Source organism: Paraburkholderia phenoliruptrix, from assembly GCF_047325075.1.
GTDB classification, from domain to species: domain Bacteria; phylum Pseudomonadota; class Gammaproteobacteria; order Burkholderiales; family Burkholderiaceae; genus Paraburkholderia; species Paraburkholderia phenoliruptrix.
In genome coordinates, this window is sequence record NZ_CP168531.1 from 2,434,613 (window position 1) to 2,448,513 (window position 13,901).

Annotated in this window: 10 protein-coding genes; 3 read left to right on the top strand and 7 right to left on the bottom strand. The window is 64.7% G+C overall.

What is annotated here, in order from left to right; all coding sequences use genetic code 11:
- Positions 1–13: 13 nt before the first annotated feature.
- Complete coding sequence (locus tag ACEN8U_RS22970; protein WP_041745264.1) at positions 14–2,530, bottom strand: penicillin-binding protein 1A; 2,517 nt, start codon at positions 2,528–2,530, stop codon at positions 14–16.
- 274 nt (positions 2,531–2,804) lie between these two features.
- Here ACEN8U_RS22970 and fabV point away from each other — a divergent pair, with 274 nt between their 5' ends.
- Positions 2,805–4,001: an enoyl-ACP reductase FabV gene (gene fabV / locus ACEN8U_RS22975; protein ID WP_015002561.1), complete on the top strand. Its 1,197-nt coding sequence runs from the start codon at positions 2,805–2,807 to the stop codon at positions 3,999–4,001.
- 135 nt (positions 4,002–4,136) lie between these two features.
- Here fabV and ACEN8U_RS22980 read toward each other — a convergent pair whose 3' ends face one another.
- The gene (locus ACEN8U_RS22980) at positions 4,137–4,760 is read right to left on the bottom strand and encodes a glutathione S-transferase family protein (RefSeq protein WP_015002562.1); all 624 of its coding nucleotides are present in this window, start codon (positions 4,758–4,760) and stop codon (positions 4,137–4,139) included.
- Between the two features lie 332 nt (positions 4,761–5,092).
- Between ACEN8U_RS22980 and ACEN8U_RS22985 the strand changes: the two genes are divergently transcribed.
- Positions 5,093–5,458 carry a hypothetical protein gene (locus ACEN8U_RS22985; protein ID WP_015002563.1) on the top strand — a complete coding sequence of 122 codons (366 nt, stop codon included), beginning with the start codon at positions 5,093–5,095 and terminating at the stop codon, positions 5,456–5,458.
- Positions 5,459–5,675: 217 nt separating this feature from the next.
- A complete protein-coding gene (locus ACEN8U_RS22990; RefSeq protein WP_015002564.1) occupies positions 5,676–6,608 on the top strand; it encodes a LysR substrate-binding domain-containing protein in 933 nt (310 codons plus the stop codon).
- Positions 6,609–6,713: 105 nt separating this feature from the next.
- Here ACEN8U_RS22990 and ACEN8U_RS22995 read toward each other — a convergent pair whose 3' ends face one another.
- From ACEN8U_RS22995 to ACEN8U_RS23015, 5 genes are all read right to left on the bottom strand, one after another.
- Entirely contained in the window at positions 6,714–8,375 is a 1,662-nt protein-coding gene (locus ACEN8U_RS22995) for a GMC family oxidoreductase (RefSeq protein ID WP_015002565.1), read from the bottom strand.
- Positions 8,376–8,440: 65 nt separating this feature from the next.
- The gene (locus tag ACEN8U_RS23000; RefSeq protein WP_015002566.1) at positions 8,441–9,658 is read right to left on the bottom strand and encodes a mandelate racemase/muconate lactonizing enzyme family protein; all 1,218 of its coding nucleotides are present in this window, start codon (positions 9,656–9,658) and stop codon (positions 8,441–8,443) included.
- Entirely contained in the window at positions 9,659–11,059 is a 1,401-nt protein-coding gene (locus ACEN8U_RS23005; protein WP_374725938.1) for an MFS transporter, read from the bottom strand. It abuts the gene before it with no gap.
- Positions 11,060–11,190: 131 nt separating this feature from the next.
- A complete protein-coding gene (gene aldA, locus ACEN8U_RS23010) occupies positions 11,191–12,645 on the bottom strand; it encodes an aldehyde dehydrogenase (protein WP_041746141.1) in 1,455 nt (484 codons plus the stop codon).
- A gap of 501 nt (positions 12,646–13,146) precedes the next feature.
- Entirely contained in the window at positions 13,147–13,857 is a 711-nt protein-coding gene (locus ACEN8U_RS23015) for a type IV pili methyl-accepting chemotaxis transducer N-terminal domain-containing protein (RefSeq protein WP_015002569.1), read from the bottom strand.
- Positions 13,858–13,901: the final 44 nt, after the last annotated feature.

The following is a 13,901-nucleotide window of genomic DNA, read 5'->3' on the forward strand; positions in this document are numbered from 1 at the left end:
AAGCCGGCGGCGCTTACTGCGCAGCGCTCGTTCCGCCTGCCTGCCCGTCGGCGCCCACTGCGTCCGGCGGCACGACATCGTCGGGCGTCGGGGTCGGCGCGGACGCCGCCGTGCCCGCGCCGCGCGCTTCGCCGTGAACCGGCTCGTCGGGCGCTGCGGGACTCGAAGCGGCACCGGGCGCCGTGAGCAAGGGCGGCAGCGCGCGTGATGCTTCAGTTACTGATGCGCCCGACGCCGCGGCAGCCGGACCTTCTGCCGCCGACGCCACCGACGCCGCCACGACCGGCGCACGCCGCGTCGTATCGCGCGCAGCGACGGGCACGCCGGGCTTCAGCGCTGGCGACATCGACGGAAACAGCTGCTGGAACCACGCCTGCAACCGCTCGGAGCGCTCGGCGAACCAGCCCGGCTGCTGCTCGGTGGCGAACCTGACGCGGGTATCGACCAGCTTGGAGCGCTGCGCGCGCTGGAAAAAATCGCCGACGATCGGCAGCGCGCTATGCGCCCCCTGCCCCCAGTAGTCGCTGCGCAAGGTCACGCGGCTGTCGTTGAACCCCACCCAGGCGCCGGCCACGAGCTGCGGATGGATCAGGATGAACCAGCCGTCCGCGTTGCCCTGCGTCGTGCCCGTCTTGCCCGCGACGTCGCCGCGCACGCCGAAGCGGCTGCGGATCGCCGCTCCGGTGCCGCGATTGACGACGTCGCGCATCACGTCCACGAGCGTGCGCGCGGCATCCGCGGGCAGTTCCTGCTGCGGCGACGCGGGCGCGAAGTCGGCCAGCACTTCGCCGTTGCGGTCTTCGATACGGGTGACCATCACCGGCTCCACGTAGCCGCCGAGGTTGGCGATCGTGCAGTACGCCGACACCATTTCCTTCAGCGTGACGGGACTCGTGCCCAAGGCGAGCGACGGCACCGCCTCGAGCGGACTGTCGCGCACGCCCATTGCGCGCGCGAGCCGCGCGACCTTGTTCGGGCCGACGCTTTGCATCAACTGCGCGGTAATGCGGTTGCGCGAATACGCGAGGCCGTCGCGCAGCGTGATGGGCCGCCCGGTCGGGTCGTCTTCGTCGCTCGGGCGCCAGACTTCGCCGCCCGTGAGTTGAATGTCGACGGGCTGGTCGAGCAAGGTGTCGCTGGGTTTCGCCCCCGCCTCAAAGGCTGCCGCGTAGACGAACGGCTTGAAGGTCGAGCCCGGCTGGCGCCGCGCCTGCTGCACGTGATCGAACGGGTCCTGGCTGAAATCGCGGCTGCCGACCCACGCCTTGATCTGGCCGTTGCGCGGGTCCATCGCGAGAAAATCGGCCTGGACGCGGGTTTTCGAGTCGCACACGGATTGCACGAGGCTGCGGTTCGCCGACACGCGCTTGAGCGCCTCGTCGTCGGCGAGACCCGCATCTTTTGCCGCGCGGTAGTCGGGCGTTTCGCGCAGAAAAGTGGCGAGCAACTCCTTGCCGTTCGAGCAACCATTGCGGCTGCCCCACGCCGCGTTCGCGAGACCCTGCAACTGGTTGCCCTGCAGGTTCACGGCCTGGGTCGCCATGGTCTGCAGACGCGAATCGATCGTGGTCCGCACCACGAGGCCGTCCGAATAGAGGTTGTAGTCGTTGCGATCGGCCCATGCCGCAAGCCACTTGCGCAACTGCTGCGCGAAGTGCGGCGCGGGCCCCGGCGGCTCCGTCTGGCGTTCGAAGTCGATGCGCAACGGCTTCTTTCTGAGCGTCTCGTACGCGGCGGGCGTGAGCTTGCCGAACTTGACCATCTGCCCGAGCACCGTATTGCGCCGCTGCAGCGCACGCTCCGGGTTCAGCACCGGGTTGTAATAGCTGTTGCCTTTCAGCATGCCCGCGAGCGTCGCGCTTTCGAGCACGTTCAGCTCCGACGCCGATTTGTCGAAATACGTGCGCGCGGCCATCTCGATGCCGTACGCGTTGTAGAGAAACGGCACGGTGTTCAGGTAGGTTTCGAGAATTTCGTCCTTCGTGTAGAGCGCCTCGATCTTGAAGGCGGTGATCGCTTCCTTCAGCTTGCGCGTGAGCGTCGGCGCGCGGCCGATTTCGTCGGGATAGAGATTACGTGCGAGCTGTTGCGTGATCGTCGAGCCGCCCTGCCGGTCGCCGGAAAAGGTGTGCAGCGCCGCCGACGCCGTGCGCCGCCAGTCGAGCCCGAAATGCTGATAGAAGCGATGATCTTCGGTCGCGATCAGCGCGTTGACAACATTCGGCGAGATGTCCTTCAGCTTGACCCACTCGCGATTGGACGGTTTGAACTCGGCGAGCAGCTTGCCGTCCGCCGAGAGAATGCGCGCCGGCTGCTCGATCTTCGCCTTGCGAATGTCGCCGATGCCGGGTGTGAACGGGATCAGGATCAGCACATACAGCACGAAGAGCAGCGGCAGCGCCGCGCACGCCTTGAGGAGGCCGCGCCGCGTCGGGTGGCGCAGGTGCCACAGCGCCCCGGCCACGAGCGGGTTCGCGCGGGTCAGACCTCGGTCGAGTGTCTCGAGAATCAGGGGAATAAGACGCTTCACACTGGCTACCGTCTGCGGGAAAAGGCTGAATCGTACCAAGATGTGCGACGTGGGCCGATTTTTGCGGGGGCGTTTTGCCGGCGGGGCACCTGCGACCCGCGGGACTCGCCGCCTGCTTGTCGTCTGCTTGCCGCGCCTTGCGCCGATCCTGCGCGGCTAGCGCACGCTGCCCGCCTGGCGCCGCACGCGGCTGGCCCCGCCGCGCCGCGCCGCGCCGCTGCCCGCAGCCGCCGGGGGCCACTATAATGTCGCCAATTCCGACAAGAGGTGCTTCATGATCATCAAACCGCGCGTGCGTGGCTTCATCTGCGTTTCCACCCATCCGACGGGCTGCGAGGCCAACGTCAAGGAACAGATCGACTACGTCAAGGCACGCGGTCCCATCGCCAACGGTCCGAAAAAGGTGCTCGTGATCGGCGCGTCCACCGGCTATGGCCTCGCCGCGCGCATCAGCGCGGCGTTCGGCTCGGGCGCGGCCACCCTCGGCGTGTTCTTCGAGCGCGGCGGCAGCGAGACCAAAGCCGGCACGGCCGGCTGGTACAACAGCGCGGCCTTCGAGAAGTTCGCCACCGCCGAGGGCCTGTACGCAACCAGCATCAACGGCGACGCGTTTTCCGACGAAGTGAAGGCGCGCACCATCGAAATCATCAAGCGCGACCTCGGCCAGGTCGACCTCGTCGTGTACAGTCTTGCCGCGCCCAAGCGAACGCATCCGAAGACGGGCGAGGTGTTCACGTCCACGCTGAAGCCGGTCGGCAAGGCCGTGACGCTGCGCGGCATCGACACGGACAAGGAAGTCATCAAGGAAACGGTGCTCGAACCGGCCACCCAAACCGAGATCGACCACACGGTCGCGGTAATGGGCGGCGAAGACTGGCAGATGTGGATCGACGCGCTGCTGGAAGCGGGCGTGCTCGCGGACGGCGCGAAGACGACCGCGTTCACCTACCTCGGCGAGAAGATCACGCACGACATCTACTGGAACGGCTCGATCGGCGCCGCCAAGAAGGACCTCGACCAGAAAGTGCTCGGTATCCGCGCGAAACTCGCGGCCAAAGGCGGCGACGCACGCGTGTCGGTGCTGAAAGCGGTCGTGACGCAGGCCAGCTCCGCGATTCCCATGATGCCGCTCTACCTGTCGCTGCTCTTCAAGGTGATGAAGGAAAACGGCACGCACGAAGGCTGCATCGAGCAGGTCTATGGGCTCTACAAGGAGAGCCTGTACGGCCCGGCGCCGCATCTCGACGACGAAGGCCGTCTGCGCGCCGACTACAAGGAACTGGACCCCGAGGTGCAGCAGCGCGTGGAAGCGCTGTGGGACAAGGTCACGAACGACAACCTCTACGAACTCACGGACTTTGCCGGCTACAAGACCGACTTCCTGCGTCTTTTTGGTTTCGAGCTCGAGGGCGTCGATTACGAGGCCGACGTCAATCCGGACGTGCAGATTCCGCGGCTCGTTCAAGTCTGAGTCTGGGCGGGCTTTTGCCCGCTTTTACTTGCTTTTCTTCTGCGCCTCTTTTTCTCTTTTAGCGGATGCGGGGCGGCTCAGCCCCCGCCTCCAGCGCTCTTCCCTTTCCCCGCTTCGCTGCTTTTGAAGCAGCGCTTACGGCGTGCCGTTGCGGCAATACTCGCGATAACCGTCGCGCGCCGCGAGGCGTGACATATAGGCGTCGACTGCCGGCAGATCGTCGTGTGCGATCGGGGTTTCCAGCCAGCGGTTGATCGACAGCGCGATCGGAATGTCCGCGAGCGAGAACGCCTCGCCGGCGATGAACGCACCGGTGCGCTGCAACTGCCCTTCGACGATCGCCATGTGCTTCGCCCAGTTCGCGCGCGACGCCTCGATCTGCGCTGCATCCCGATGAGCCGGCGACTGCCGCACCAGCGCGAGAAACGCGTAGCTCCACGAGCGGTTCAGTTCGCTCGCCTGCCAGTCGATCCACTGATCGCACCGCGCGCGTTCGCGCGCGTCAACCGGGTAGAGCCACTCGCCGCCGTAGCGGCCGGCGAGATAGCGGATGATCGAGTTCGACTCCCACAGCACGAAGTCGCCGTCCCGGATGACGGGCACCATCGCGTTCGGGTTGAGCGCGACGAATTCCGGCACATGGGTCGGGCGGAATCCCGCGCCCCAGTCTTCGCGCTCGAACGGCAGCCCGAGTTCCGCGCAGGTCCACAGCACCTTGCGCACGTTGATGGAGGACGGCTTGCCGAGGATCTGCAGCATGGGTGGTCGAATGAGATGGTGGTGAAAACGTTACGTTAGCGCGTTCGGGGCTTTTTTGCTGCGCGGCGCCGCACGGCAGCGGGCCGTGCATGGAAACCGCGCGCACGGCGCTTCCGTGACGTTGCAGCGTGCCGGCCGAACGACGGGGGAGACCGGCCGGCGCCCTCGCGAGGCGCCGTTGACAGCACGCCTGCCGCGGCCGGAAACGCAGCGTGCGCCAGGGTACGCCCGGGAATTGCCGCTGGTGAATTCTGCGTGATATTGTTAATAAATGCGGAGGACGGCCGCGCGCCGCCTCCCCCGGAGAGCACTTTACCGCAGCGAGCGTCGCCATGAGTGATGTACGCCACCACCTGAGCCCGCGGGACCGTCTGGAGCTGTTGTGCTGGCTCACATGCGGCAGCCTCGGCGCCTACTATCTCAACGAGGACTGGCCCGACGCGGCGTTCCACGTGCAGGCCGCCCACAAATGGCTCGACCGGCGCGCGCGCGAAGCAGACTGGCTCTCCATTGCGAAGTTGTCGGCAACGGCGCTCGAAATCGCGCGCCGGCATGCGCGTTTCGTCGACACCGACTGGGCGCGCGACGCCGTCGAGGAAATTCTCGATACCGACGAACTCGATCCGGACGCGAGGCTGGTCCGGCAGGTTCTGGCCGACTGCGAGAAAGCGTTGGCGGACCGGCGCACGGCGGACTGATTTGCGGCGCGGCGCCCCTTTCGGATAGCAGACGCGGCAAGGCGCGCCGACACAGCGCGCCCACACAACGGGCTCGTCAAACCGCGACAGGAAACCCGCGCCGAAGCCCCGCAAAAACGCCGCTACAGCGCATCGTCCCGTGCGCTCCAACCGCTAGAATACCGGGCACCTTGCGCACCGCGCTTCCCTCTCCCGGTCCGATATCTTGAAACGCAAAATGCCGGCGCTGAACGCGCTCAAAGCCTTCGAAGTGGCTGGCCGCACGGGCAGCTTTACCCGCGCCGCGGAATTGCTGAACGTCACGCAAAGCGCGGTGAGCCGGCAAGTGCGTCAACTGGAGGCGCAGATCGGCGAGACACTGCTGCAACGCCATCACCATCATCTCGAACTGTCGGCGGCCGGCCGCGTGCTGCTGCAAGCGCTGCAGCAATCGTTCGACCGCATCGAACTCACCGTGCGCAGCCTGCAGGAGAAAACACATCGCAACCGGCTGCGCATCAACGCTCCGCCCACTTTCACGAGCCGCTGGCTGATGCCGCGCCTTGGCCGGCTGCGTGATGCGCATCCGCACCTCGAACTGAGTCTGTCCACGCGCCTCGACGACCAGCTCGCGGAATCCGGCGCGCTCGACTGCGCGATCCGCTTCGGTAATGGCGAATGGGAAGGTTTCGACAATCGTCTGTTGATGAACGAGCGCCACGTGGCCGTCTGCGCGCCGGCGCTGCTCGCGCGCCAGGCCGGCCGCGCGTCGATCGATCTGAACGAATTCACGCTGCTGCACGTGCTGGCCAACGCGGACCAGCGCTACCTCACGTGGCAGCACTGGCTGAAGGCTGCGGGTATCGACAACGTGGATACGCGCGGCGGTTATGAATTCGATCTGCTCGACAATGCGATCCGCGCGGCCATCGACGGGCTCGGGGTGACGATTGCGGATCGTTACATGGTCGCCCGCGAAATCGCCGAGGGCCGGCTCGTGCAGGTGCTGAACGTGCATGCGGACGGCCACCAGTCGTACTGGCTCGTCACGCGCGCCGGGCAGGAGGAGCTGCCGCACGTGGCGCTGTTTCGCGACTGGCTCCAACAGGAGATCTGGCTGGGCGAGCGGTCGTTCGAGACTTCCGAGGCGGTGCCGCTGGGCGACGTGTAGGCGCGGCGGCGAGTGGGGTCGCTGGAGTTGCACGCGTGGGGAAGCTTGCCGGCCAGAGCTCGCCGGCGCGGCGCGCTGACGCGCCGGAACCGGGCGCGACCGGCGTCAAGCCGCGCTGGCCAGCTCCGCCAGATCGCGCGCACGCGCGGCTTCGGCTGCCGCGTCTTCGAGAATCAGGTCGGCGCCCTTCTCCGCGACCATCATGGTCGGCGCATTGATATTGCCCGAGGTGATGTTCGGAAAGATCGACGCGTCGACCACGCGCAAACCGTCCATGCCATGCACGCGCAAACGCGCATCCACGACCGAGCTGCGCGGATCGCCGCCCATCGCGCACGAGCCGCACAGGTGATAGATGGAGCCCGACTGCTCGCGGAAATACTCGAGCAAGCCTTCGCGCGTCGCCACCTGCGGCCCCGGTGAGATTTCCTCGACGGTGATCGCTTTCAGTGCCGGCGAGGCCATCACCTTGCGCACCAGCTCGCAACCTTGAATGACCTCGTCGATATCCTTCTGCGTGGTGAGCGCATTCAGGCGAATCCTGGCCGCGTCTTCCCCGCGATTCGACGCTATCTCGATCGAACCGCGGCTCGTTGGCCGGCAAGGGTTGAAGGCGAGCAGGAAACCCGAGTACGGCTCCGGTTCGAGCGTCGCCCTGTTGCTCTTCGGAATGCGATACGACAGTGGATTGAAGTAAAGCTGCAGGTTGGGCTGTGTCTCGTGCTCACTGCCTCTGAAGAAACCGCCCGACTGATTGACGCTCATTGCAAGCGGCCCCTTGCGCGTGAACAGATATTGCAGCCCGAGCTTGAGCTTGCCGAGAAGCGGCCGCATCTCGTCGTTCAGCGTCTTCACGTTGGCGCGGTAGTAGAAACTCACGCACAAATGATCCTGCAGATTGCGGCCGACCGCCGGCAGTTCCTTGACCGTCGCGATGCCGTGTTTCGCGAGCAGTGCAGTATCGCCGACGCCGGAGAGTTGCAGCAGCTTTGGCGAATCCACTGCCCCCGCGCATAAAATCACCTCGCGATTCGCCATGAAACGCCGCGCAGCGCCGTTCTGCGTCACGCTTACGCCGATCGCGCGCCGCTTACCCGCGAATAGCACCCGGTCGACCAATACGTGGTGTTCGACCTTGAGATTCTCGCGCGCCAGCGCCGGATGCAGATATTCGAAGCTACTCGACGAACGCGCTCCATTGCGCGTATTCACGTCGTAAATGCCGGCACCTTCGAATTGCGCGCCATTGAAGTCCTCGCTGCGTGCATAGCCCGCCTGATCGCAGCCCTTCAGGAACACATGACAAATTGGGTGCACGGCGTCTTTCATCGGCGAAATGCGGATGGGGCCCTCGGCGCCGTGGTAGGGAGTATTGCCGAGCGGATGCGATTCGAGCTTGCGGAAATACGGCAACACGTCGCGATATGCCCAGCCGGTGTTGCCGGCGGCCGCCCAATCGTCGAAATCAGCCGGCTGGCCGCGCACGTAGATCATCGCGTTGATCGAGCCCGAGCCGCCCTGCACCTTGCCGCGCGGGCAGTAGAGGGACCGGTTGCCGAGTTCCTTTTCGGGCTCGCTGTAATACATCCAGTTATAGGTTTCGTTGTAGTAGGTCCTGGTGAAGCCCACCGGGACCCGGAACCAGAACGAGCTGTCCTTGCCGCCCGCTTCGAGAAGCAGCACCGAGTATTGGCCCGACGCCGACAGGCGGTTGGCGAGAATGCAGCCCGCCGAACCCGCGCCGACAATGATGTAATCGTAGTTCATGCTCTTTGTCGCCAGACGGCGCTCAGCTCAAAAGGTTGAATGCAGCAAGGATGCCGAACGCGCGTTCAGCCTTTGGCCGGCGCCAGGTCTTTCACGTCGGCCGGTTGCGCGGCCATTTGCAGATGCAGACGCTCGCCTGTGTACGGCGTGTGCTGCGCAACGACTTCCATGTTTAACTCGACGCCGAGGCCGGGCTCGGCCGACGGAATGATGTAGCCGTCCTCCCACTGAATCGGTTTCCTCAGCACTGCTGCATGAAAACCGTCCCACGTGCCGATGCTTTCCTGAATCAGGAAGTTCGGCGTGCATGCCGCGAGTTGAATGCTGGCCGCCGCGCCGACCGGACCGTTGTACAGATGCGGCGCGATCTGCGCGTAGTACACCTCGGCGAGCGCCGCCACTTTCTTTGCTTCCAGCAGCCCGCCCACGCGCGCCACGTTCAATTGCAGAATTGACGCCGCGCCCGCTTGCAGCAGCCTGAAAAATTCGTACTTCGTAGTAAGCCGCTCGCCGGCTGCAACCGGAATGCTCGTGTGTCGCGCGACTTGCGCCATCGCATCTTCCTGCCCCGGCGGCACGGGCTCTTCGAACCACAGCGGGTCGTATTTTTCGAGGCGCTTCGCAAGCCGGATAGCCGATGAAGGCACCATCTGCCCATGGGTGCCGAACAGCAGGTCCGCCTTGCTGCCTACCGCTTCGCGTACGCGCCGGCAAAACGTCTCGCAGCGATCGAGCACGTCCAGCGACAATTGATGGCCCGAGTACGCGGTATACGGCCCGGCCGGATCGAATTTCAGCGCGGTAAACCCGCGCTTCACGTTCGCGGCGGCGCATTCGGCGGCGAGGTCGGGATCGTCGTAGTCGTATTCGCCGCGTGCGTTCTTCGGATACAGGTACGTGTACGAGCGCAGGCGCGGATTGACCATGCCGCCGAGCAACTCGTACACCGGCTTGCCCGCCGCTTTGCCGATAATGTCCCAGCACGCCATTTCGAGGCCGCTCACCACACCCATCATCGTCAGGTCGGGGCGTTGCGTGAAGCCGCTCGAATAGGCTTCGCGCCACAGCCGCTCCACATGATGCGGATCACGGTCAAGCAGATAGCGGGCAAAGACGTCGTCGACGATAGGCGTCATCGCTTTCGGGTGGAACGTCGCCGAATAGATTTCGCCAACACCTTCAATGCCGCAATCGGTCTTGAGCTTGACGAAGATCCAGTACATGCCGCCGAGATGCGGCGGCGGCACGGCCACCACATGCGTTTCGAGCGAGACCACTTTCATTTATGCACCCTCTTTGCTGTTAAGCAGGCTTCTCAATGCCAGCCCGGCACAACCGCCGAGCGCCGCCATCGCGGCGACATAGCCGAAGTACAGCTGATAGCCGAATACGCCCGGGAACCTCTCGGTCAGATAGCCGTTGATGAGCGGCAGAAACACGTCCGGCGAGTAACCGAGTACCGAGATGAGGCCGATGGCGAGGCCCATCGTCGAGACGGGAATGTTGCAGCGCTCCAGCAGCGACCAGTAGAGCCCGCGAATCGCGTAGGTCAGAATGCCGATGAAGAGCACGAGGAAAACCAGCAGCACATGGCTCGAAATGCGGGGCGCCGCCATCAGTGCAACGAGCGACAGCGCCGCGAGGAACAGCGCAATAACCAGCACCGACACCTTCGAGTAACGGTCGCCGAGAAAGCCGCCGCCGATTCCGCCGATTGGCCGCATCCATAGTTTCAGCGTGGTAATCGTGCCGGCCATCACGACCGTCAGGCCGATATCGCCTTCATGCAGATAGGCGGAGAAGCTGTAAGTCGCCCAGAACACCTGATAGCCGCAAAACACGATGGCCGCCACGAGCCACAGCGCCGGGATTTTCGCGAGCGTTGCGAGGTCCGCAAGGACGTTGCCGCGACGCGTGCCCGTTGCGAGACGATTCGCGTGATGCGTTCCGTGCGCGGCGTCGGCGTGCACTTCGCTTTGCGGATCCTTCACCAGCGCGAGCACGATACCCAGCGCGATACACAAAAACGCGTACAGATAGACGACTATCCGGAAACCCGCCGCGACGGATTCCCCCTTTGTCTGCGTGGCCCACGCGAAGAGCGTGATCGCGACGGTCGCCAGCATTGCCTCGATAAGCCCGCGCCCGCCGTCGAGCAGACCGAAGAAGCGGCCCTGCTCGCCGGCGCCGGCGATGGTCGCCACCCGCTTGATGACGGCGGCCCAGAACGTCAAGCCCGTCGACAAACCCCAGCCGCCGAAGATCACCATCAGCATCTGAAACGAAGGTGCGGTCGAATACCAGAGCCCCAGTGCCCCGGTGGCGATCAGTGAAAAACAGATCAGCATGCGTGGCGCGATGCGATCCGCGAGCCAGCCGCTCGGCAGATAGCTCAGCAGAAAAATCGTGCCGAGCGACGAGTACAGGTAGCCGAGCTGGCTGTCGGTGATATGGAAGACCTCGAGCATGGTCGGCTGATACACCTGCCGCAGATAGAGGATCGGGTAGATCGCGCCGGCGGCGAGAACCAGCAGCATCAATTGCGTGTATCGGCGCGCCCTCGTGGCATGGGCGTCGTGGTGCGCAGTTTGCGCTGTGGCGCCCAACGCGAGCGCGGCAGGGTTCGAAGCGGGACGAGCGGGTTGAGATGACACGTGAGCCTCCTGGGAGACGCCGTGCCGCATGCGCGGCCCGTAGGTCTCCAATCTGTTTTGTTTTGAGTCGCAGCGGTTTCGCTGCGTGTCGACGAATGCAGGGCCAGCGCGCGCCGCGGCTTGCACATAGTCCTGCACGGCGCGGCGCGCGCCGCCCGGACTCAGTACCTCATGACGACAAGACGTGTTTGCGTGAATTCGAGCATGCCGTGCTTGCCGTCGTCGCCGCCAAGACCCGAACGTTTCCAGCCTGCGTGGAAGCCCTGATACGGGTCGGCCGGCGTGCGGTTGATGTACAGTTCGCCCGCCTCGATGCCGTTCGCGATCTTCATCGCGCTGCGATAGTTCTCCGTGTACAGCACCGAGGACAAGCCGAACTGGTGGTCGTTGGCCATCTCCAGCGCTTCGTCGAGCGTGCGGTATGGGATGACCGGCATGACGGGGCCGAAGGTCTCTTCCTGCACGATCTCCATGTTCTGGCGGCAATTGGACAGCAGTGTGGCCGGATAGAAGAAGCCCTTACTTTGCGCCGACGCCGGCAGCTTGCCGCCCGCCTCCAAGGTGGCGCCGGCCGCGATGGCGCGTTCGACCATCGCGTGAATCGACTGACGCGACGCTTCATTGACGAGCGGCCCCATCAGCGACGGATGCTCGCTGCGGTCGCCGAATTCGACCGCGCTCATGTGGCGTTTGAGCAGCGCGACGAAGCGGTCATGCACGCTTTCCTGCACGTAGACGCGCTCGATCGCCGTGCAAAGCTGCCCGCAGTGGGTGGTTTTCGAGGCGACCAGTTCGCGCGCGGCTTTCTCCAGATCGGCATCCGCCTCGATGATGGCGGGCGTCTTGCCGCCCAGTTCCAACGACGGCTTCGCGATGTTGGCCTTGCAATACTCCAGCACCTTGCGGCCCGCGGCCACGCTGCCCGTCAAGGTGATCATGCCGACCCGGGGATGCGTGCAAAGCGTCTCGGCGGTGGCATGGTCCATTGCGAGAATGTTCACGACGCCCGCGGGCAGACCGGCCTTCTCGACTGCCTTCGCGATTTCGAATGCCGAAGTCGGCGTGTTGTTGCTCGGGCGGACCACGACCGTGTTGCCCGCGATCAGCGCGGGCGCCACCTTGCGCATGAAGGTGTAGACCGGATAGTTGAACGGAATCAGGCAGGCGACCACACCAATCGGCTCGCGATGCAGGACGAGGTTTTCGTCGGGCGTGTCGCTCGGAATCACCTCCCCTTCGATGCGACGCGCCCACTCGGCGTGGTAACGGGTGATCTGAGCGGCGTATATCGCCTCGTTCGTGGCTTCGGGGAGACTCTTGCCCGATTCCAGTGCCAGCGCCGTGCCGATGGCCGGCGCGCATTCGGTGAGCGCGTCCGCGAGCTTGTGCAGCCAGGCCCCGCGTTCGACGGACGGCAGCTTGCGCCACGCCTTTTGCGCGAGCGCGGCGGCATTTACCGCGGCAAGGACGTCTGCGCGAGTCGCCGCCGTGACGTGCGCAATGAGTGTTTCGGTCGCCGGATTGTAGACGGCGATGTGCTCCTGGCTCGCGGGTGAGCCTGCGTCCGCGGCTGGCTCGAGGAAGCGGCCGTTCACATAGTTCCGGTCGAATCGCATGTTCGTCTCCTTCGTTTTTCTGCTTGCGGAATACGCATGGCCGGAGGTGTCCGGCTGCATGAGAAAGTGCATGGACGGAATTTTTGTCGCACTCATGAGCGGCCACAAGCGAATAATTCGCGGGACAAACATTCGAAAAAATCACGTTTATCCAGGGATGTGCCTCATACGCGAGCCCAGAACTTCGAGCTGAACGGCACATACCGGTGCACGCCCGCGTTCTTCGTCGGCGCGCAGTACGTGTACACCTTGGAGAATTACGACGCGGGCTCAGGCAGCGTGAAGCCGAGGGTTCGTTCCTGGCGTGCAGGCGCCTTTGTCGACGGGGACGCAAGTCGCCGCGCGCGTGGCGTTGCGCCACAAGGTGCCAGGCTCGGCGCGGGCTTATTCTGCTTCCGGCGCCCCACCCTTCACGAGGTGCGCGCCGCACAGGATCAAAGGCGCGATGGGCGTGATGGGCGCCCGGACAAACCTGCCGGGCGGAAAGCGGCAACGCAGTGATCAGGCCGACGCGGTCTTCTTCACGAACGCGCTCACCACGGCTTCGAGTTCCCTGGTGACGGAAGTCATCACGCCTGCCACGACGGCGAACTCGCGGCCCGTCACATTCGTGCGGCTCGCCACGATCTGACCGTTGAAGGACACGATATGCGCTTCCTTTGCGATCGACTTGATGCGGTCGATCAGTTGCTGCTGTTCTTTCTTCTGCAGGCGCGCAATTCGCCGGCTTTCCTGTTCGTAGACCGCTGTCACGCTATGCAGGTCGCTCAGCAGCGGGTCAGCTGAAGCGATCAGCGCGAGGACGGCGTCCTCGGCTCGGGCCGAGTCGCGCGCAATCGCGTCGAGCGCCGCCGACGCCAGGGCGATGAAATCGGCGATTTTCTTCGCGACGGTGCCGCTGCCGTCGCGCTTATCGTTCTCCTTGCCATGGAAGGCCTCGCGCAGCGCCGGCGAAAAGAGCCCCGGCAAACCGTCGCGGCCTTGCGTGAGCGCCGCATGACTGTCCGCGAAGGTCCGCAAGGTGTCCTGAGCAATGGCGAGTGCGCCGTCGCTGTGGCGCAGCGCGAGGATCGCCTTGAAAACGATGCGCTGCGAAAGCATGCGTTGACGCCCGGCCATGTTGATCAACGAGCTCAATACTTCGTTGGACACACCGTCCGCTTCCGCTGCATCGGACTTCGTTGTCTGAAACCGTTCTAGTGTTGTGAGCATAGCTACTTCTGAAGACCCAATCGGCGCGGCTGCGCCGGCGCGCT

What these genes read in the sequence shown, in the direction of transcription:
- ACEN8U_RS23000 (WP_015002566.1), bottom strand. Translation starts at nt 9,658, where the DNA reads ATGAAAGTGGTCTCGCTCGAAACGCATGTGGTGGCCGTGCCGCCGCCG.
- ACEN8U_RS23005 (WP_374725938.1), bottom strand. Translation starts at nt 11,059, where the DNA reads ATGCGGCACGGCGTCTCCCAGGAGGCTCACGTGTCATCTCAACCCGCT.
- ACEN8U_RS22980 (WP_015002562.1), bottom strand. Translation starts at nt 4,760, where the DNA reads ATGCTGCAGATCCTCGGCAAGCCGTCCTCCATCAACGTGCGCAAGGTG.
- ACEN8U_RS22990 (WP_015002564.1), top strand. Translation starts at nt 5,676, where the DNA reads ATGCCGGCGCTGAACGCGCTCAAAGCCTTCGAAGTGGCTGGCCGCACG.
- ACEN8U_RS22985 (WP_015002563.1), top strand. Translation starts at nt 5,093, where the DNA reads ATGAGTGATGTACGCCACCACCTGAGCCCGCGGGACCGTCTGGAGCTG.
- ACEN8U_RS23015 (WP_015002569.1), bottom strand. Translation starts at nt 13,857, where the DNA reads ATGCTCACAACACTAGAACGGTTTCAGACAACGAAGTCCGATGCAGCG.
- aldA (WP_041746141.1), bottom strand. Translation starts at nt 12,645, where the DNA reads ATGCGATTCGACCGGAACTATGTGAACGGCCGCTTCCTCGAGCCAGCC.
- fabV (WP_015002561.1), top strand. Translation starts at nt 2,805, where the DNA reads ATGATCATCAAACCGCGCGTGCGTGGCTTCATCTGCGTTTCCACCCAT.
- ACEN8U_RS22995 (WP_015002565.1), bottom strand. Translation starts at nt 8,375, where the DNA reads ATGAACTACGATTACATCATTGTCGGCGCGGGTTCGGCGGGCTGCATT.